Origin of the sequence: Agarivorans sp. QJM3NY_33 (assembly GCF_050870865.2) — a bacterium.
Classification (GTDB): Bacteria; Pseudomonadota; Gammaproteobacteria; order Enterobacterales; family Celerinatantimonadaceae; genus Agarivorans.
In genome coordinates this window covers 4840871-4858805 of the sequence record NZ_CP194039.2, presented here as the reverse complement: position 1 = coordinate 4858805, position 17935 = coordinate 4840871, and the positions used below count along the sequence as shown (strand labels likewise).

At 48.1% G+C, this 17935-nt stretch carries 16 protein-coding genes; 10 read left to right on the top strand and 6 right to left on the bottom strand.

What is annotated here, in order from left to right; translation table 11 throughout:
• The first annotated feature begins 174 nt into the window (after window positions 1-174).
• The 3 genes from ACRRSY_RS21980 to ACRRSY_RS21970 all read left to right on the top strand — a co-directional run bounded on the left by ACRRSY_RS21980 (window position 175) and on the right by ACRRSY_RS21970 (window position 2845).
• The gene (locus tag ACRRSY_RS21980) at window positions 175-435 is read left to right on the top strand and encodes a hypothetical protein (RefSeq protein WP_432455435.1); all 261 of its coding nucleotides are present in this window, start codon (window positions 175-177) and stop codon (window positions 433-435) included.
• Between the two features lie 371 nt (window positions 436-806).
• Window positions 807-1553 carry a gamma-glutamyl-gamma-aminobutyrate hydrolase family protein gene (locus ACRRSY_RS21975; protein WP_432464034.1) on the top strand — a complete coding sequence of 249 codons (747 nt, stop codon included), beginning with the start codon at window positions 807-809 and terminating at the stop codon, window positions 1551-1553.
• Between the two features lie 14 nt (window positions 1554-1567).
• The gene (locus ACRRSY_RS21970; protein WP_432464033.1) at window positions 1568-2845 is read left to right on the top strand and encodes an NAD(P)/FAD-dependent oxidoreductase; all 1278 of its coding nucleotides are present in this window, start codon (window positions 1568-1570) and stop codon (window positions 2843-2845) included.
• A gap of 143 nt (window positions 2846-2988) precedes the next feature.
• On the opposite strand, the gene ACRRSY_RS21965 is transcribed toward ACRRSY_RS21970, so the two are convergent.
• Window positions 2989-3999, bottom strand: a complete 1011-nt coding sequence (locus ACRRSY_RS21965) for a substrate-binding domain-containing protein (protein WP_432464032.1) — start codon at window positions 3997-3999, stop codon at window positions 2989-2991.
• Window positions 4000-4450: 451 nt separating this feature from the next.
• On the opposite strand from ACRRSY_RS21965, the gene hemB reads away from it, so the two are divergent.
• Together hemB and ACRRSY_RS21955 are read left to right on the top strand one after the other, a co-directional pair.
• A complete protein-coding gene (gene hemB / locus ACRRSY_RS21960; protein ID WP_439033362.1) occupies window positions 4451-5419 on the top strand; it encodes a porphobilinogen synthase in 969 nt (322 codons plus the stop codon).
• A 46-nt stretch (window positions 5420-5465) separates the two neighbouring features.
• Window positions 5466-6776: a hypothetical protein gene (locus ACRRSY_RS21955; protein WP_432464030.1), complete on the top strand. Its 1311-nt coding sequence runs from the start codon at window positions 5466-5468 to the stop codon at window positions 6774-6776.
• Here ACRRSY_RS21955 and ACRRSY_RS21950 read toward each other — a convergent pair.
• The 5 genes from ACRRSY_RS21950 to rhlB form a co-directional block, all read right to left on the bottom strand.
• Window positions 6773-7672 (bottom strand): EamA family transporter, encoded by a 900-nt coding sequence (locus ACRRSY_RS21950; protein ID WP_432455441.1) that lies wholly within the window; start codon window positions 7670-7672, stop codon window positions 6773-6775. The two genes, ACRRSY_RS21955 and ACRRSY_RS21950, sit on opposite strands and share 4 nt — an antisense overlap.
• Window positions 7673-7760: 88 nt before the next feature.
• Window positions 7761-8837 (bottom strand): 5-(carboxyamino)imidazole ribonucleotide synthase, encoded by a 1077-nt coding sequence (purK, locus tag ACRRSY_RS21945; RefSeq protein WP_432460455.1) that lies wholly within the window; start codon window positions 8835-8837, stop codon window positions 7761-7763.
• 13 nt (window positions 8838-8850) lie between these two features.
• The gene (purE, locus tag ACRRSY_RS21940) at window positions 8851-9348 is read right to left on the bottom strand and encodes a 5-(carboxyamino)imidazole ribonucleotide mutase (protein WP_432460454.1); all 498 of its coding nucleotides are present in this window, start codon (window positions 9346-9348) and stop codon (window positions 8851-8853) included.
• Window positions 9349-9739: 391 nt separating this feature from the next.
• A complete protein-coding gene (gene gppA / locus ACRRSY_RS21935; RefSeq protein ID WP_432455444.1) occupies window positions 9740-11233 on the bottom strand; it encodes a guanosine-5'-triphosphate,3'-diphosphate diphosphatase in 1494 nt (497 codons plus the stop codon).
• 14 nt (window positions 11234-11247) lie between these two features.
• A complete protein-coding gene (gene rhlB, locus ACRRSY_RS21930; protein ID WP_432455445.1) occupies window positions 11248-12543 on the bottom strand; it encodes an ATP-dependent RNA helicase RhlB in 1296 nt (431 codons plus the stop codon).
• Window positions 12544-12737: 194 nt separating this feature from the next.
• Between rhlB and trxA the strand changes: the two genes are divergently transcribed.
• The 5 genes from trxA to fre all read left to right on the top strand — a co-directional run bounded on the left by trxA (window position 12738) and on the right by fre (window position 17910).
• Entirely contained in the window at window positions 12738-13064 is a 327-nt protein-coding gene (gene trxA, locus ACRRSY_RS21925) for a thioredoxin TrxA (RefSeq protein WP_432455446.1), read from the top strand.
• Window positions 13065-13264: 200 nt separating this feature from the next.
• Window positions 13265-14530 (top strand): transcription termination factor Rho, encoded by a 1266-nt coding sequence (gene rho / locus ACRRSY_RS21920; RefSeq protein ID WP_432455447.1) that lies wholly within the window; start codon window positions 13265-13267, stop codon window positions 14528-14530.
• A 38-nt stretch (window positions 14531-14568) separates the two neighbouring features.
• On the top strand, window positions 14569-15471 hold the full coding sequence (locus ACRRSY_RS21915) for a hypothetical protein (protein ID WP_432464029.1): 903 nt from the start codon (window positions 14569-14571) through the stop codon (window positions 15469-15471).
• A 36-nt stretch (window positions 15472-15507) separates the two neighbouring features.
• A complete protein-coding gene (gene ubiD / locus ACRRSY_RS21910) occupies window positions 15508-16974 on the top strand; it encodes a 4-hydroxy-3-polyprenylbenzoate decarboxylase (RefSeq protein WP_432455449.1) in 1467 nt (488 codons plus the stop codon).
• A 240-nt stretch (window positions 16975-17214) separates the two neighbouring features.
• Window positions 17215-17910 carry an NAD(P)H-flavin reductase gene (gene fre / locus ACRRSY_RS21905; RefSeq protein WP_432455450.1) on the top strand — a complete coding sequence of 232 codons (696 nt, stop codon included), beginning with the start codon at window positions 17215-17217 and terminating at the stop codon, window positions 17908-17910.
• The last annotated feature ends 25 nt before the right edge of the window (window positions 17911-17935 follow it).

The following is a 17935-nucleotide window of genomic DNA, read 5'->3' as shown; positions in this document are numbered from 1 at the left end:
ATTGAAGGACCAAATGTACCATGAAAAAATATTCAGCTGACTGATGGGCTTAGGCCTGAACGCCAGTGCAAGTTTAAACCCTGCTCAACTTCTCTTACTGGCAACCAGTAGCGGGCACTTAGCAACTCAAAATTTGCGGGATGCAAGTGAGAGTGAAACCGAGGACTCTTGTACTTGGTGACGAGTTGCCAGTATGGTATTGACCGTTTAGGCGATGAATGGGTGACGCCCAATAAAGTTGATTACTTGGCGCGCAGCATTAGCCAACAATTGCCTGATAGCAAACAGTTAACCGTTACTCATTTTGTCACTTATCTGAATATGCAATATTGGCTTCGAGCAGGAAACATATTTCGAGGCCCGATTTGGGAGTTGGTGGAATGTGATCAGCATACCGATGAATTTATCAACTATACGCAAGCCGAGAACCCATAGTGACAGCCGATTATTATCCAAACGCTTAAGGGGAATATTGACGGTGTCAGTTTTTCACAGCGCATGCTCGCTTTTCCTGAATGTCCCGATGGTGGCGACACTTGTGTTGGCTGGGATGCGCGCGTATGCGGTTAAAAAAGTCGTACTGGGTTTAAGCCACTCGGTTATTGAGGCACATAAGCAGCAAGTCTCGTTGACGCCATAAGCCTAGATGCTGGTGTTTGTTTTGAATGGCTGAGGGCTCAATTTCGTCTCAGTCGGAGCATGGAACTTCGCACGCCAAATTATCATTTGTTAAATATAATTTACATTTAATCTATTTCGTGGCAGTTTGTAGCTAAATATTGAATGAATACTGAACGGAGTGCGCAGTGGAAGCGAATCAAAAACAAGCTTTAATCGGAGTGATTTGTTGCCATAAACAACAGGACGCCTATCAAATACAAAGCGTCAATGAGTTTTATCTAAATGCCTTAGCCGCGTATGGCGCGGGTGCAATTTTACTGCCCCATCATTTAGGTGCGTCGGCCTTAAATCGCGTGCTGAGTCAACTGGATGGGGTCTTGCTGACTGGTAGTCACTCTAATGTTGATCCGCAACTTTATGCGGCCAGCCATCATGAACCAAGGCTCGACCCGGGGCGCGATCGTTTAGCCTTTGCTATTGTTGACTACTCTCGGCAGCAGGGCTTGCCAGTGTTTGGTATTTGTCGTGGCTTCCAGGAAATGAATGTTGCGCTGGGGGGGAGTTTGCATCACCAGGTCTACCTGCGGGAAGGAGCAATTGAGCATCGTGAGCCAGAAACTAAAGACTTCGCAGTGAAGTATGCCAGCCAGCATCCCCTCAAATTAAATCCACAAGGTAAGCTGGCGCAATGGCTCGACACTGAGCAAATTGAGGTGAATTCTTTACATAATCAAGGCATTGACCAGTTGGCCGAGGGTTTACAGCTGGAGGCAATTGCCGAAGACGGTCTGATCGAAGCCTATTGCTTAGCTGAGCACCCGTTTTTTTATGCGGTGCAATGGCATCCCGAGTGGCAAGCGGCGCAAAATCCCTTGTCGCAGGTCCTATTTAGTCAGTTCGTGGCGGCAGCAGAACGGCATCAGCAAGCCTGATTTAAGGAGATCCTATGCAACAACATACCGATTCTTACTATGCAGCAACGGCTAATCATTCGCGCCAGTTTGCTCAGTTACAACGGGATATTCGCTGTGACGTTTGCATCATTGGCGCAGGATTTAGTGGCTTGTCTTCGGCCCTGCATCTTGCCGAGAAAGGCTTCCATGTGGTGGTGCTAGAAGCTGCTCGGGTCGGCTTTGGCGCGACTGGCCGTAATGGCGGACAAATTGTGAATAGCTATAGCCGCGATGTGGATGTCATTGAACAGCGCTATGATCAAAAAACCGCTCAGGCCCTGAATGAGATGATTTTTGAAGGCGGCGAAATTATTCGTTCCCGTATTCAGGACTACCAAATTGCCTGTGATTATCAACAAGGTGGGGTATTCGCGGCCTATAACGCCAAGCAATTGAGAGGCTTAATTGAACAAAAAGCCAATTGGGAACGCTTTGGTAACCATCAACTGGAACTTCTGGATAAAGCGCAGTTAGCTCAGGTGGTGGGGACCGAGGCCTATGTGGGCGGTTTATTAGACAGGAAGGGCGGGCATATTCATCCTTTGAATCTTGCTTTAGGTGAGGCTGAAGCCCTATTAAGTTTGGGCGGTGAAATATACGAGCAGTCGCCAGTAATATCTTATCAAAGGGGTGACGTTACTAAGGTGTTGACCACACATGGCAGCGTGAGTGCCAATTATCTGTTATTTGCGGGCAATGCTTACCTCGGGGAATTAGAGCCTAAACTCAGTGATAAGGCGATTCGGTGTGGCACTCAGGTGGTGGCGACTGAACCGCTGAGTGAAGCGCAGTGTCAGCAATTACTACCGCAAAATTACTGCGTGGAAGACTGCAATTATTTGTTGGATTATTATCGGCTGACCGCCGATCGACGCTTATTGTTTGGTGGCGGTGTGGTATATGGCGCCAAGCCTTTGGCTTCTATTGAGCGGCAAATACGCCCCAAGTTTGAAGCTTTATTTCCGCAGTTGCGTGGGCTTAAAATTGACTATGCGTGGACCGGTAACTTCTTACTGACCTATTCACGGATGCCACAATTCGGTCGCTTAGACAGCAATATTTATTATCTACAGGGTTACAGTGGCCATGGCCTGAGTTGTACCCACTTAGCGGGTAAACTATTGGCAGAAGTGCTGAGCGAACAAGCGCAGCGTTTTGATGTGTTTGCCTCGCTGAGCCACTACCGTTTTCCTGGCGGTCGTCATTTACAGGTACCGTTTACTGCCTTGGGCGCGGTTTACTATAATCTGCGTGACAAATTAGGGATCTAAGCGTGGTTAGCCTGCACTGTTTTCTTGGCAGTCGTCACTTATTGGTGAAGGCTGCCGTTTACTGCCTTCGCCAGGGTTTACTATCATCTGCGAGAAAATTAGGGATTTAAGCGTGGTTAGCCACGTTAGTTGCCGAGTTCGAGCTAAGTTTGGTTTGTCCGGGGTGGCGCAACCGAGTCTCGTTTGACGAGGGTTGGTACGTACTTGTGTAAGTCTGCGACATTCTCGTCATTGGCCAACGCTAGCGACATTTCGGCCGCTTCCATTGCCATCATCTCGATCGGATAGCGCATGGTAGTAAGCTTGGGGCGTAGATAGCGGGACAGTAAGACATCATCGAAACCAATCACCGATATATCCTCGGGGACTCGATAGCCGTTATCGCATAATACGCTGATCACGCCCGAAGCCATCGCATCGTTATAGACGATCACGGCGCTCAAATCTAAACCACGAGCTAACAGGTTCTGAGCGGCGATTTCACCGCCGATTTCATTGGGTTCTGCCGTGGCAATTGCATGCTCTGCTAAGGGCGTGTTGCTTTCGGCAAGAATACTTTTTACCCCTTCAAGACGAAGTCGAGGATCTTCAATATCGTAGTTACTGCTGATACAGGCGATATTGCGATGACCCAAAGACAATAAATGACGTGCCGCAGCTTCACCGCCAGCCTGATTGTCTAACCAGACACAGCGATGGGCAATTTCTGGAATGAATCGGTTAATCAGTACCATTGCGGGAATAGCGTTGGCGTAGTCGATGAGCGTTTGGTTACTCAAGGCCTTGGCATGAACCACCAATGCTTGGCAACGCTGTTCTAAAAGCGTTTCGATGGCCTGCTTCTCGGTCTCGGCACTGACTAAACCATTGCTGATCAACAGCTGGATGTTATGGTTACGGGTGATTTTTTCTACGCCACCAGCCAAGGTAGCAAAAAATGGATCGGTTAATTCACTAAAGACCAAACCTAGTGTGGGGTTGGTTTGGGTGACTAGCGCTCGGGCATTGGCATTGGGTCGATAGCCTAATTCGAGCATCACTTTTTTTACTAACTCACGATTTTTGGCGCTCACCTTGGGTCCATTGTTGACCACCCGTGAAACCGTGGCAACAGAAACACCGGCTGCGGCGGCGACGTCTTTAATAGTGGCCATTTGTACTCCAAAAATAACTGAATAACGAAGGCTGCTCTTCGTTACAAAGCATCGCCAAATACCAAATATAAGTCGTAGCTGCTCATATTTGCGGTCAATTTAGCAAATTATTCTTTTTAGTGGAAACGTTTTCCCAATAGTTCGCGATCAGGATCTGCAATTCACTCGCGGGTGTGTCGATTTAGTGAACCATTTTTATTATTGCATATCTTAATTAAGGTCGGTGTAGGATGTGTGACCCGCACAACTTCGATTCAGATTTATCGAGTAAACTGCGCAGGATGGTCGATTTATCTTTCTTGAAGACGTTTGCTATTGCTGGCTAAGCATTGCTGATTGTAAATGCAATCCATACTTGCCGAACGGCTAAGTTGGGCTTAAAGTAACGCTTGATCATCAGAGCAAATAGGAGTGCTGAGTGAGCGTATCAAGAGTCTTTCCCGCTACCCGGATGCGTCGTCTTCGACGCCATGAATTTTCCCGCCGTTTAGTGGCAGAAAATCAACTAACGGTTGATGATTTGATTTACCCGATGTTTGTTATCGAGGGTGAAAATCAAACCGAGGCGGTGGCGTCGATGCCCGGCGTACAGCGATTTACGATTGATTTATTATTAAAAGAGGCCGAGCAGCTGGTGGCTCTGGGGGTGCCGATGGTAGCACTATTTCCGGTGACGCCACTGGCGCAGAAGTCGCTGCTGGCGGAGCAGGCTTATGCCGAAGATGGCATAGCGCAACGAGCGATTGTCGCCTTGAAGGCGGCCTTTCCCGAGCTGGGAGTGATGATCGATGTGGCGCTTGATCCGTTCACCACTCATGGCCAAGACGGGATCATTGATTCGCAGGGCTATGTGCAAAATGACATTACCACTGAAGTTTTAGTCAAGCAGGCGCTTTCCCAAGCCGCCGCGGGGGCTGATGTGGTGGCACCTTCGGATATGATGGATGGACGAATTGGGGCAATCCGCGAAGCCTTGGAAGAAGCGGGTTACCACAACACCATGATCATGGCTTATTCTGCTAAATATGCCTCGGGTTACTATGGCCCGTTCCGCGATGCACTCGGTAGCGCCAGCAACTTAAAAGGTGGTAATAAGAAGACCTATCAAATGGATCCCGCCAATACTCAGGAAGCCTTGCACGAAGTAGCGCTGGATATCGAGGAAGGTGCCGACATGGTGATGGTGAAGCCGGGCATGCCCTATCTTGATGTGGTGCGTCAGGTGAAGGATACTTTTTCGCTGCCCACCTTTGCTTATCAGGTGAGTGGTGAATACGCCATGCATAAGGCTGCTTTTGCCAATGGCTGGTTGGAGGAGCGTCCAGTGGTTTTGGAATCTTTGCTGGCCTTTAAGCGCGCTGGTGCCGATGGTATTTTAACTTATTTTGCCAAAGATGTGGCCCAATGGTTAGCCGAATAGGCTGCCGCAGCCCAGCTTTTACCTTGGGCAAAGCTGGGTAGCTTAAATGACCGTCTTGGCGAAGCTGCTGGCCTGGGGATTAAGCTTATTGCTGCTGGTTGCGTTGAGTGGTTTGCTTGGCTTGAAGTTGGCCCTGTCAACACTGGCTAGCATTCCTGCTCCACCAGCGCCGAGCCCACAGCAAGTGGCGGATGTTAAGCATTTATTGCAAGAGAATATGCAGCGACTCGGCGATGCCAGCCAGCCAGTTGATATTTTGTTATCTTCACAGCAACTGCAGGCGCTAAGCCGATTAAGCTCACGTGCTTTTAGCCAGATCAATGTTGAGACACAACTTCAAGCAGAACAATTGCGACTGCGGGCAACGATTACTCTACCCGCACAGTGGTTTGGCCGTTATTTGAATCTTCAAGTTAGTCTGCTCCAATCCAGCCAAGGTTTGCAATTGGCTGAGCTAACTCTAGGGGACTTAAGCTTGCCTGCACAGCCAGTGTTTGTGGCTTTATTGTGGCTAAGTGAGCGCTACTTTCCTGAGCTGCCTTTGAAGGTGCTAGTCAGTCACATGAGTGTCCCGCAGATTGATCAGCATGCATTGCGCTTACAGGTGACTGCACAGGCGAATGTTCGCCAAACGCTCATCAAGGCCTATCAATCATTCAGTCAATGGCAACAACCACAAACCATTGGCCTGCCAATTGCCTACTACTATCATAAGTTGGCCTTGTTAGGTCAGCAGTATGCGGGGCAGATGGAGGTTTCATTGTTTGATTATCTCTATCCTTTAAGCTTTGACGTCGCCTTGCGCGGGCAGAGAGGTTCGCTGTTAGTCGAGCAACAAGCGATGATTTGGGCGGTAAGCCTGTTTTTTAGTGAAGGAAGCTTGCGAAGTTTATTGCTGAAACGTTTTTCGCTTGAGCTGCCGTTTGTGCCTGCGCCCAGTAATGTTCGTTTAGCGGGACGCCGTGATTTGCTATTGCACTTTAGCTATTCGGCAGGCCTGCGGATGGCGGCAGAGCAAGGTTTTAGTGCCTCGATAGGGGAATTTAAAGAGCTATTTGATTCTGTGGCTGGTGGCAGTGGCTTTAGTTTTGCTGATTTGGCGGCCGATTTTACCGGCATTCAGTTTGCGCAAACGGCTACTAGCTTAGCCAAGACTCAAGCATTTTTGCAGGCAATGCGCCAAGCCAGCGCCGAGCAAGATTTATTTCCTCGGGTCGATGACTTAAGCGAGGGACTCAGCGAACAACAATTCCTGAAAATTTATCAGTCGAGTGATTCTGCACTATATCAGCAGCAGGTATTTTTTATTCGGCAGCGGATCGCCCATTTGCCGGTGTTTTCGGTAGCCAATCACTAGCCAAAAATCAGTAAACTACTACCTACCACACACAGTGCGGCGCTCGCCCATGCCGAATAGGTGGGGGCTTGTTTGGTGTAGATCCAGAGTAGCGGCAAGACTAAGATTGGCGAGCTGGAGGACAAGAGCGCCACCACAGAAACATCGCCATTGCGTAGCGCAAACAGCATCAGGGTCATGCCTACCGCCATGGCGAGAAAACCATTGCTGGCAATCATCATAAATAATCTTGGGGTGAGTGGCTTATGGGCGCGCGCCAGTTTATGGGCTGCAAAGTATAACAACATATGCGCAGTAAAAGCGCTGAGCATCCGTAGCGTTGAGGCGGCGATGGGATCGACCGGATGGGCCGCGCTGGCGCTTAATAGCGGCTTTAGCATCACGGTGCCGATGCTTTGACAAAGCGCCGCACTCAAACCCAGCAATAGCGCGATACTCACCGGACCATTGATCTTTTCCCAGCTATGTTGATTGGCTTTACGGCCGAAGCTTACCGCCAGAATAACCCCGAGAAATAAACTTGCAGCCCCCACTAAGGGCCAACCCGATAGCTGTTCGTTAAATAAGTAAACTCCTAAGAAAGCGGAAAAAGCGGCATGGCAGGCAAATAATAGGCTGGCCCGACGCGGCCCGAGTCGATTCATACAGGCAAACAGGGCGGTGTCACCAACAAATACCCCAATAAATCCCGAGAGGGCAAACAAGGCTGCTTGTTCGAAGCTGATGTTCTGCCAGTTGTTATTAACTAAAGTTGCAGTGGCCAACATTAGGCTGACTAAACCCATCCGCCAGCGACTATAGGCGAAGGCGCCAAGTTGACGGCTGGGAGTGACCGAAATTAAGCTGGTGAGGGCCCATAGGGCCGCTGCTAATAGCGCGAGCCATTCGTAGCTCAAGGAGCTTACTCCAGAAATCTTGTAATATTCAATGAACCCAAGCCTTGTGGCGAAGCTGCTAGCGCAGCCACAAGGCTTAGTTCGTGCTTTAGTCGAGGTGACCGATTAACCAGGCGATGGCATCACTATAGACCGGGCTCATCAGCGGTTGTAGTTGGGCGAGGCTGTTGAGTAGCTGCTGGCGCTCGGCGATACTGATGTTGATATGGCCGACTTTTCGTCCGGGACGAACCTCTTTGCCATACCAGAATATTTCTACGCCCGGTACGCTGAGCCAGCGTTGGTCATAGTCGACACCGATTAGGTTAAGCATCACGCTTTGAGTTTTCACCAACGGCTGCACTAAGGGTAAGTTGGCGACAGCACGCAAATGCGCTTCAAACTGGCTTAAGCTTGCTCCTGCCTGGGTCCAATGGCCGCTGTTGTGGACCCGCGGCGCAATTTCGTTGATTAACAGTTGTTGTCCCACTTGGAAGCATTCCATGGTCATTACGCCAACATAATTTAAGGCTTCCATGAGCTTGCCCAGCATCGCTTCGGCTTGGCTTTGCAGCGGTGCTTTACTGGCGACAGGTGAAACGGTGGCTAATAAAATGCCTTGATGATGCTGATTAATCGCTAGTGGGTAGAAGGCCGTCTCGCCGTTGGCATGACGCATGCCGATTAATGAGACTTCTTCTTCGAAATTGATTGCCTGTTCGGCAATACAATGATCTAACCAAGTTTGCGGAATCGCGCGTTGCTCAGCGTTGCCTTGTTGTTTTAACCAATGTTGGCCCTTTCCATCGTAACCACCTGAGCGCTGTTTGAGTAACACTCGTTCGCCTAATTCAGCGAACAGTTGCTCGGCACTATGCTGTGTTTTCACATCGACCCAAGGCGCGGTCGCCAAAGAGAGCGAATCGAGTAGACGTTTCTGGCTGGCTCGGTCGGCTAATTGCGCCAGAGCGGGGCCATTTAAAAATCGTGGATGTTGGGTGAGTTGTTCGGTGGCAGGCGTGACAGGCCAATGTTCCCGCTCAACGGTGACCACGTCGTCATCGCCAATGGCAAATTGCTCAAGCTCGTCGGTCTCCACCGGACGAACTTCCAGACAAAGTGGTTGGGCGGCATGTTTGAGCATGGCGCCAAGTTGGCCTGCGCCGAGGATCCAAATTTTGTTCATTCTGTTAACCTAACTACTCGGCGATACGTGGGTCGGGGTGCGCCAATACCGATTCGGTTTGCGCGGTGCGGAATGCTTCGATGCGTTGCGCTAGTTGAGGATCGGTGGTTGCTAAAATTTGGGCCGCCAAGAGACCTGCGTTATAGGCTCCTGCGGTACCGATAGCTAAGGTGCCAACGGCGACGCCCTTAGGCATTTGAGCGATTGACAGCAGGCTATCCATACCGCTAAGCGCCTTACTTTGTACGGGCACACCAAGTACTGGAAGACGGGTTTTGGAAGCGATCATGCCGGGCAAGTGCGCTGCTCCGCCTGCCCCACCGATGATGACGCGAATACCCCGTTCAGCTGCATTGGCTGAAAAACTCATTAATTTGTCGGGAGTGCGGTGCGCTGAAACCACTTCCACTTCAAATTCTACGCCTAGTTGGCTCAGTATTTCGGCGGCGTTTTCCATGGTTGGCCAATCACTTTTGGATCCCATGACGATGGCAACGAGTGGTTGTGGCATTGTATTCTCCTCGACTTAATAGCACAGTGGTAACACGTTTTTTGAGACAACGATCTAAATGTTGCTGGTTTGCGGCGCATAGTGCCAGCCTCATCGGCTTAGGTCAATATTAGCGCAGTACTTGTAGTGATATTCGTTGGGTAAAGAAGAATGTTTAGGTGAGCTTAGCTTTGCTGGCCATCTGATAGGATTGCCGGAGCACTAAAGCTTGAGTTGATCTCGGGATTCGGTCTTATGATTCCGCTATCTATAGTGCTGAGTACATCGAGGGAAGCCACGCTTCAGTCGGTGCTATCTTGCCGGTAGGCAAACAAGTAGAAGGGGCTTACTTAAAATCAATGCTGGCTGCCTTTTAAGCACACTCAGCTTAACCTACAGCATGTAACGAATTTTAACAGAGCGCCTCAATTACCCGCAATGGATAACCAACTTCGCTTTGTACTTTGGCTTCTAGTTCTAGTTCTGCTGCGCGTAAGGGGTGTTGCTCACTCCAGGTGGGAGGAAAACAAAGTTGCCAGTCATTTTCATTCTGTAACAAGCTGATGTTTGGTACGCTACCTTCGGTGCGACGCATACAGACGATGATAGCGATCCGCAGCATACGGGTTAATATCAGGGCTTCTGGTTTTTCTAAAGCATGTTGTTGGCTTAATAGCTGGGCTTGCCACTGACCTCGCTGATTGAGCATTAGGCTGGAGACAAAATGCTTTTGAGCGCTAGTAAAGCCGGGTAAATCAGAATGATCGATAATATAAGCTGCATGCTCGGGGGCTTTTTTAAATTCGATATTCAAGCCAACCTCATGAAACATAGCCGCCCACTTTAATAAGCTTAAAGCTCGATCGCTGAGACGAGGAGTAACTTGTTGGCAAAGCGTAATCGCACAATGAGCGACTCGCTCTGCTTGTTGTACATCGATGTGATGGCGTTTGATGAAGCTTTCAGCGGTGCGTGCGCGGACGCTACTGGTTTCTTGTTGACTCAGTAGACCATAGACTAAACCCTCGCGTAGTGCGCCGCCCGCGAGGGTGAGTCCTTCAATTTGCAAGCTTTCGAACAAGGCGATTAAAATTGCTAATCCAGATGCAAATACTGGTTTACGTTCTTCGTTGAGCCCCTCGATATTGAGTGTTTCAAGTTTGCCACAAGCGATCACTTGTTGTTGAATCGCTTTCAGTTTGGGATAGGTGATCCGTTCATCGAGGCCTTGAGCGGTGATAATTTCTAATACGGCTTGAATGGTGCCAGAGGCTCCTAAAGCGCTTTTCCAACCGAGACGTCGATAATCACTGAGTACCGGCTCAATCACTGCTTTGGCTGCTTCAATGGCTTGGGCGAAGTTACCCTCACTCAGTGAGTCTGAAAAATAACGCTTCAGCCAGGTGACACAGCCCATATCGAGGCTATTTAATAGCCGAGTTTCGCTTTGTTCACCAATCACTAATTCGGTACTTGCCCCCCCAATATCGATCACCAAACGTTTACCATGGCCGCCGCTGGTGTGAGCCACTCCACGGTAAATGATTTTGGCTTCGGTTTCACCGCTAATGATATTGATTTTATTTGCGAGTATTTTTTCTGCTTGAGTTAAAAATACTTGGGCGTTGACGGCCTTACGCAGGGCTGCGGTGGCCACAATTTTGATCTGTTGTTCGGGGATATCGCGTAATTGCTCAGAAAATAAACTCAGGCATTGCCAACCGCGGACCATCGCTGCCTGATCGAGTTGATTATTTTTATCTAAGCCTTCAGCGAGTCGAACCTTTCGCTTAACCTTGGCAATGGTCTGTACGCAGCCACTGAGCTCCCGCACGATTAACATGTGGAAGCTGTTAGAACCTAAATCAATGGCTGCATAGAGGGGCGAAGATTTTGACTCGTTCATCCTTGAGCGCTCAGTTATGAGTGGCGACTGCGTCTTGGTTTGGAGTGGCCGCTACTGCTACTTCGATTACTTCCCCGTGCACCGCCGCGACTATTGACACTTTTAGGTCGATGAACCCGCTGGGCTCGCGGTAAATCGCGTAGTAAAGCTTCACTGTCATATTGACTCAATGGCACCGGATGTTTGATGTACTCTTCGATCGCCGGTAAGTTGAAAACATATTCTTCACAGGCCAGGCTAATCGCGTGACCACTTAAACCGGCACGCCCAGTTCGACCAATGCGGTGAACGTAATCTTCTGCGTCGTCGGGAAGATCGTAATTAAATACGTGGGTTACCGAGGGAATATGTAGGCCTCGTGCGGCGACATCGGTGGCAACTAAGATGTCTAATTTACCATCGGTAAATTGTTCAAGTATTTGTACCCGCTTACGCTGTGGTACATCTCCGGTTAACAAACCAACGCGGTGTTGGTCGGCAACCAAGTGTCCCCAAATGTCTTCGCAGCGGTGTTTGGTATTGGCGAAAATAATCGCCCGTTCAGGCCATTCTTCTTCGATTAAGGTTTGTAGTAATGCCATTTTGTCGTCATTGGACGGGTAAAACAGCTCTTCCTGGATGCGTACGCCAGTCATTTGTTCTGGCTCTACAATCACGTGTTCCGGTTCGTTCATGTGTTCAAAGGCAAGCTCTTTCACTTTAAATGAAAGGGTTGCCGAAAACAGCATGTTCAGGCGCAGCTTGGGCTCTGGCATGCGGCGCATTAAATAACGAATATCTTTAATGAAACCGAGATCGAACATGCGGTCGGCTTCATCTAGTACCATGGCTTGTAGACTATTGAGGCTAAAGGCACCCTGTTTGAAATAGTCAATCATCCGACCGGTGGTGCCGATGAGGATATCAACGCCTTCATCAAGGGTTGCCCGTTGGCTGGCATAACCTTCACCCCCATACACTAAACCCAATTTTAAGCCAGTTGCTTTGGCTAATAAACGGGCATCGTTGTGAATTTGAATTGCTAATTCACGGGTGGGCGCTAAGATTAAGGCGCGTGGTTGATTTTGTTGGCGACCTTCAGGCACTGGCGTGGTTAGCAAGTGGTTAAAGGTGGCAACTAAAAAGGCTAAGGTTTTCCCCGTACCGGTTTGTGCTTGGCCCGCAATATCCTTGCCTTTCAGCAGGATCGGTAGACTTTGCGCTTGGATAGGGGTGCAATTGTGATAGCCGTGCTGTTCTAAGGCTTCTAATACCCCAGCGTCTAGCTCTAAGTCGGCGAATCGTAGTTCAGTTAAGTGTGCTTTGCTCATGGCGTAAGCATATCACAGCTATCTGGCACTACCAGCACCACATTTACTTTTATTGTGCTGGTGATTTACTTATGTTAATTGGTAGTAGCTTAGATTGCCTTGGAATGAGCTTGGGCTTGCATTCATTAGTCGGATCATTTCAAATAGTCGGGTACATTATCTATATAGATAGCAGAGAATATTTGGAGTAATACATGAGCGACAAATTAGTTCAGCTGAGTGACGATAGTTTCGAGGCAGACGTACTAAATGCAAGCACACCTGTATTAGTAGACTTTTGGGCTGAATGGTGTGGACCGTGCAAAATGATTGCACCGATCCTCGATGAAGTTGCTGAAGAATACGCAGGCAAAGTTACCGTAGGTAAGTTGAATATTGATCAAAATGCGGCGACTCCGCCCAAGTTTGGTATTCGCGGGATCCCTACTTTATTGTTATTTAAAGATGGCAAAGTGGCTGCGACTAAAGTTGGTGCGCTGTCTAAAGCACAATTAACAGCGTTTTTAGACGAAAACCTGTAGTAACTATGTGAGCAGGTCGACATTCGTTGCCTGCTTTTGCTGGATCTTTCTTCACAATAGTGCTAATTTTACTTTCGAATTTTCCTACGCCTGTTATTTAAGGCTATCTCTTGGCCGACTGAACAGTCGAGTAAGCATCTCTACTATATCTAACTCACTCTGCCGTCAGTCTATTTCGACAAAACTGAATACTCACCATTATGAATTTAACTGAGCTAAAAAATACCCCGGTCCATGAACTGATTACGCTAGGCGAATCGATGGGCTTAGAAAATCTGGCCCGTCTGCGTAAGCAAGATATTATCTTCTCGATCCTCAAGGCTCACGCGAAAAGCGGGGAAGCCATTTTTGGACATGGTGTTCTCGAAATTCTGCAGGATGGCTTTGGCTTTTTGCGCAGTGCAGACAGTTCTTACCTGGCTGGCCCTGATGATATTTACGTTTCGCCTAGCCAAATTCGCCGTTTTAACCTGCGAACTGGTGATACCGTGGAAGGTAAGATTCGACCGCCGAAAGAAGGTGAGCGTTATTTTGCTTTGCTAAAGATTGGTCAAGTAAACCACGATAAACCTGAAAACTCTCGTAACAAAATCCTCTTTGAAAACCTTACGCCTTTACATGCCACTAAACGGATGCGCATGGAACGCGGTAATGGTTCCACAGAAGATATTACTGCACGAGTTTTAGATTTGGCCTCGCCGATAGGGAAAGGGCAACGTGGTTTGATTGTTGCGCCTCCTAAAGCGGGTAAAACTATGTTGCTGCAAAATATTGCACAAAATGTGGCTTTTAATCATCCCGAGTGTGAGCTGATTGTGTTGTTGATCGATGAGCGTCCAGAAGAAGTTACCGAGATGCGACGCTTGGTTCGCGGAGAAGTGATTGCTTCTACCTTTGATGAACCTGCAAGCCGTCATGTACAGGTTGCCGATATGGTGATTGAGAAAGCCAAGCGTTTGGTTGAGCACAAGAAAGACGTGATTATTCTGCTTGATTCTATCACTCGTTTAGCGCGAGCCTACAATACCGTGATTCCTTCTTCAGGCAAGGTACTTACTGGTGGTGTGGATGCCAACGCGCTCCATCGTCCGAAGCGCTTCTTTGGTGCTGCGCGTAACGTTGAAGAAGGTGGCAGCTTAACTATTATTGCCACCGCCCTGGTTGATACCGGCTCAAAAATGGATGAAGTCATCTACGAAGAGTTTAAGGGTACCGGTAATATGGAATTACACTTAAGCCGTAAGATTGCCGAAAAACGTGTTTATCCAGCGATTGATATCAATCGTTCTGGTACTCGTCGTGAAGAGTTACTTGCCAGTGGTGATGAACTGCAGAAGATGTGGATCCTACGGAAGATTGTGCATCCAATGGACGAAACAGGCGCGATGGAGTTCTTGATTGATAAGCTCTCAATGTCTAAGACTAATGATGAGTTTTTCGATGCGATGAAAGCCCAGAAAAAATAGGCGTAAACTGGCCGCAACCGCGGCCAGTTTCATTTCCGATGATAAAACGCTTACTGTTTGTTTTAATCCTTAGTTACCCGCTACTTGCCCATGCCGAACAGCAAGGTCCGAATCCTCCTTCTTCAGCTATTCACCCTCAAGTACCGTTAACTATTTTACTTCGAAGCGTTGATGCTTTGATGCAAAATCAGCCCGCTTGGGTGATTGATTTATTACCTCAATTACTTCCTGAACATCGTGAAGCTTTATTGTATGAAAGCTTGCGTTATTTACATCAAAACCACCATGTACCCAATCAAACCTTAAAAAATTGGTTATTAAAGCTTGCTGCGGAGCGCCCGTTGACTCGAGAATCGGCGGTGATTGATGGTTACGAGGTGATTCGGCCGACTTATGATTACCCAGCGCTAGCGCGTAGTCTTATTTTGAATCAGCTCTCCGCTGAGCGTTCACAATTCTACTTAAGTGAGTTATTACACGATCAATTTCAATGGTCTTTGGTATTCCGTAAGAACAATCCATTGTTGCTGGAACAGCAATTAGATTTGATCCGTGCCTTATCCCAGTTGGATGCTCCACAATTACTGCATGTTCGCAAAACGATGCCCAGCCAGTTGTATTTTCCGGATAATCACGTGGTGGTTGCTTTGGCCGTTGGTTCCGGTTCTAGTCAAGCGATTCGCGAGGTGCTAGGTTTACCGATGGATCAATACAGTGTGTCTTTATTAGAAAAGTTACGCACCCAATGGCCAGCGGAACAGGCTTTTGAGCTGTTGAAAGGTGCTGCCGAGAATCCTGAATTATTGTATTTCTCTTATAGTGCGATAGCTCGCTTAGGTCAGAATTACCCTCCAGCTGCGCAGTTCATTTTGACTCAGTATCGGGATCCTGAATATCAAGAACTCGCGGCAATGGTTATGATTGAAATGCAATCACAGTAGTGGGCCAGTTTTGGCTTGCATCACTAGGTTAATTGAATGAAATATAAAGATTTACGAGATTTTATTGGTTTGCTCGAGCAGCGCGGCGAGCTGAAACGGATTACCGTTGAAGTGTCGACTGAATTCGAAATGACCGAAATTTGTGACCGTACCTTAAAAGCCGGCGGTCCAGCGTTGTTATTTGAAAATGTGAAGGGCCATAGTATGCCGGTATTAGGCAATCTATTTGGTACTCCGGAGCGGGTTGCTTTAGGCATGGGGCAAGAGTCGGTATCAGCCTTGCGTGAAGTGGGAACCTGGCTGTCTTATTTGAAAGAACCTGAGCCACCTAAAGGGCTGAAAGAACTTTGGGAAAAGTTGCCGATTTTTAAGCAAGTACTCAACATGCCCACCAAGAAGCTACGCAGCGCACCTTGTCAGGAAGTGGTCTGGAGTGGCGATGAGGTTGATTTAGATAAATTGCCGATCCAACATTGTTGGCCGGGCGATGTGGCACCTTTGGTTACCTGGGGTTTAACCATTACCCGCGGTCCCTATAAAAAACGACAAAATCTGGGTATCTATCGTCAGCAAAAGTTAGCCAAAAATAAGTTGATTATGCGTTGGCTTTCTCATCGCGGAGGCGCTATCGATTTTCGTGAGTTTCAAGAACTGAATCCGGGCAAGCCCTATCCGGTGGCGGTTGCTTTGGGAGCCGATCCGGCGACGATTTTAGGTGCTGTGACACCGGTACCGGATACGCTTTCAGAATATGCTTTTGCGGGTTTATTACGTGGTAGTCGAACCGAAACAGTGCAATGTATTAGTAATGACTTAGAGGTGCCCGCGAGTGCAGAGATTGTTTTAGAAGGCTACCTGATGCCGGGGGACAATGCACTAGAAGGGCCCTATGGTGACCATACTGGTTATTACAATGAAGTGGATGAGTTTCCGGTGTTCACCATCACCCACATCACCATGCGTCAGGAGCCGATCTATCATAGTACCTACACTGGACGCCCGCCAGATGAGCCCGCTGTACTTGGGCTCGCCTTGAACGAAGTGTTTGTGCCGATTTTACAAAAGCAATTTCCAGAGATTGTTGATTTCTACCTTCCGCCAGAAGGTTGCTCCTATCGTATGGCAGTGATTACCATTAAGAAACAGTATCCGGGGCATGCCAAACGAGTGATGTTAGGGGTATGGTCTTATTTGCGTCAATTCATGTACACCAAGTTTGTAATTGTTTGTGATGATGATGTGAACGCACGCTGCTGGCAGGATGTGATTTGGGCGATCACCACGCGCATGGACCCGAGTCGCGATACCACTTTGATCGATCACACGCCTATTGATTATTTAGATTTTGCTTCGCCCATCTCCGGTTTAGGATCAAAAATGGGTCTCGATGCGACCAATAAATGGCCCGGTGAAACAACTCGAGAGTGGGGGGAAGTAATTGAAATGACGCCAGAAGTGAAACAGCGCGTGGATAGTATTTGGCAACAATTAGGCATAGACTAATTGTTAAATATACGGACACTACATTGATGGCGTAAAGGGTTATACTGAGTCATTGCAAATTAATTTCCTGCCTGCTTAAATTTTGCAGCCAACCCGTCATTGACTTGCTTAGCTTCGGTTGTCGTACTAAACGTTTCCGTTTAGTACCCAGGGAAGGGGATTTATATCTGTTAGGCTAACCGGTTGTATCGTTGGTGAAGTAGGCGATACATGAGATCGAGAAGATTAAAAGGGGAAAATATGAAGCGCATTAGCTGTAAGGTTGCATCGGTGGCACCGATTTTAGATGACATTTTTAATGTCGAATTACATCCAGAAGAATCGCAAAGTTTTATCGCTGGTCAGTACTTACAAATTGTGATGGCGGAAGATGATAAGCGACCCTTTTCATTAGCCAGTTCGCCAGAGCAGAGTGAAGTGTATGAGCTACACATCGGTGCGCCTGAAGGAAACCCTTACGCCCGACAAGTCATCGATAAGCTCAAAAGCAGTGGTGAAATAGAAATTGAAATGCCCTTTGGGCATGCTGGTTTCGATGATAATTGCCAACGTCCGGTCTTGATCATGGTTGGCGGAACGGGCTTCTCCTATGCGAAGTCTATTATTGAGCATCTGATCGACAGTGAGCAAGAGCGGCAAATTTACTTATATTGGGGCGGCCGCAATTTAGGGGGGCTGTACTTACATGAGTTGGCTTATCAGTGGGCAGAATTAGATCAGGTGACCTTTGTGCCGGTATTAGAGCATGCTGTGCCACAATGGACCGGAAAAAAAGGCCTGGTGCACCAAGCTGTTTTAGAAGACTTTTCGGATATGAGCAATTTAGAAGTGTATATTGCTGGCCGTTTTGAAATGGCCGATGTAGCCCGGAGCGCCTTTGTTGAACAAGGCTTACCCTTGGCACAATTGCATGGCGATGCCTACGAATTTATTTAGTGGTTTGTTGGGCATAAGCGGCGAG

Excerpts from the sequence above, each read along its gene's own strand:
- ACRRSY_RS21915 (WP_432464029.1), top strand. The coding sequence starts at position 14,569 with ATGATAAAACGCTTACTGTTTGTTTTAATCCTTAGTTACCCGCTACTT.
- trxA (WP_432455446.1), top strand. The coding sequence starts at position 12,738 with ATGAGCGACAAATTAGTTCAGCTGAGTGACGATAGTTTCGAGGCAGAC.
- purE (WP_432460454.1), bottom strand. The coding sequence starts at position 9,348 with ATGCCACAACCACTCGTTGCCATCGTCATGGGATCCAAAAGTGATTGG.
- ACRRSY_RS21965 (WP_432464032.1), bottom strand. The coding sequence starts at position 3,999 with ATGGCCACTATTAAAGACGTCGCCGCCGCAGCCGGTGTTTCTGTTGCC.
- hemB (WP_439033362.1), top strand. The coding sequence starts at position 4,451 with ATGCGTCGTCTTCGACGCCATGAATTTTCCCGCCGTTTAGTGGCAGAA.
- fre (WP_432455450.1), top strand. The coding sequence starts at position 17,215 with ATGAAGCGCATTAGCTGTAAGGTTGCATCGGTGGCACCGATTTTAGAT.
- purK (WP_432460455.1), bottom strand. The coding sequence starts at position 8,837 with ATGAACAAAATTTGGATCCTCGGCGCAGGCCAACTTGGCGCCATGCTC.
- rho (WP_432455447.1), top strand. The coding sequence starts at position 13,265 with ATGAATTTAACTGAGCTAAAAAATACCCCGGTCCATGAACTGATTACG.
- ACRRSY_RS21970 (WP_432464033.1), top strand. The coding sequence starts at position 1,568 with ATGCAACAACATACCGATTCTTACTATGCAGCAACGGCTAATCATTCG.
- ACRRSY_RS21955 (WP_432464030.1), top strand. The coding sequence starts at position 5,466 with ATGACCGTCTTGGCGAAGCTGCTGGCCTGGGGATTAAGCTTATTGCTG.
- ubiD (WP_432455449.1), top strand. The coding sequence starts at position 15,508 with ATGAAATATAAAGATTTACGAGATTTTATTGGTTTGCTCGAGCAGCGC.
- rhlB (WP_432455445.1), bottom strand. The coding sequence starts at position 12,543 with ATGAGCAAAGCACACTTAACTGAACTACGATTCGCCGACTTAGAGCTA.
- gppA (WP_432455444.1), bottom strand. The coding sequence starts at position 11,233 with ATGAACGAGTCAAAATCTTCGCCCCTCTATGCAGCCATTGATTTAGGT.